Origin of the sequence: Exiguobacterium sp. s16 (assembly GCF_018618115.1) — a bacterium.
Classification (GTDB): Bacteria; Bacillota; Bacilli; order Exiguobacteriales; family Exiguobacteriaceae; genus Exiguobacterium; species Exiguobacterium mexicanum_A.
In genome coordinates this window covers 1-761 of the sequence record NZ_JACSLM010000025.1, presented here as the reverse complement: position 1 = coordinate 761, position 761 = coordinate 1, and the positions used below count along the sequence as shown (strand labels likewise).

The following is a 761-nucleotide window of genomic DNA, read 5'->3' as shown; positions in this document are numbered from 1 at the left end:
TATAGCTCTTTAAAAATGACGAAGCTTGCGCTTCATTCAAAAATTGTAAAACTTATTTTTGCCTCATCGTTCAGTTTTCAAAGTTCGTCAGTTTAAAAATTGGTGGAGCCTAGCGGGATCGAACCGCTGACCTCCTGCGTGCAAGGCAGGCGCTCTCCCAGCTGAGCTAAGGCCCCAAAAGTTATGATGGTCGGGAAGACAGGATTCGAACCTGCGACCCCTTGGTCCCAAACCAAGTGCTCTACCAAGCTGAGCTACTTCCCGAAATAGATGGTGCACCCTGAGAGATTCGAACTCCCGGCCTTTAGATTCGTAGTCTAACGCTCTATCCAGCTGAGCTAAGGGTGCGAGACGAATGAACTTTCATGGGATATTAAGATGGTACCGAGGGCCGGACTTGAACCGGCACGAGGAAACCCTCGCAGGATTTTAAGTCCTGTGCGTCTACCAATTCCGCCACCCCGGCAAGGTATAATTCATGCGGTAGACTATTTTAAAAATGGTGCCGGCGAAAGGATTCGAACCCTCGACCCTCTGATTACAAGTCAGATGCTCTACCAACTGAGCTACACCGGCAGGTGTAAATGGTGGAGGATGACGGGATCGAACCGCCGACCCCCTGCTTGTAAGGCAGGTGCTCTCCCAGCTGAGCTAATCCTCCAAATATGTAATGCCTGGCAACGTCCTATCCTCACAGGGGGAGACCCCCAACTACTTTCGGCGCTGAAGCGCTTAACTTCCGTGTTCGGCATGGGAACGGG

Annotated in this window: 6 tRNA genes and 1 rRNA gene; all 7 read right to left on the bottom strand. The window is 51.1% G+C overall.

From position 1 onward, the window contains the following. Nucleotides 1–100: 100 nt before the first annotated feature. Nucleotides 101–176, bottom strand: a tRNA-Ala gene (locus KNP86_RS15590). A gap of 11 nt (nucleotides 177–187) precedes the next feature. Beyond that, nucleotides 188–264 (bottom strand) — tRNA-Pro (locus KNP86_RS15585). 7 nt (nucleotides 265–271) lie between these two features. Further along, nucleotides 272–348: transfer RNA gene (locus tag KNP86_RS15580), tRNA-Arg, on the bottom strand. A gap of 31 nt (nucleotides 349–379) precedes the next feature. Next, nucleotides 380–466: transfer RNA gene (locus tag KNP86_RS15575), tRNA-Leu, on the bottom strand. Nucleotides 467–500: 34 nt separating this feature from the next. Next, nucleotides 501–576, bottom strand: a tRNA-Thr gene (locus tag KNP86_RS15570). Between the two features lie 9 nt (nucleotides 577–585). Next, nucleotides 586–661, bottom strand: a tRNA-Val gene (locus tag KNP86_RS15565). 11 nt (nucleotides 662–672) lie between these two features. Next, nucleotides 673–761 (bottom strand): 5S ribosomal RNA (rrf, locus tag KNP86_RS15560); the annotation flags it as partial.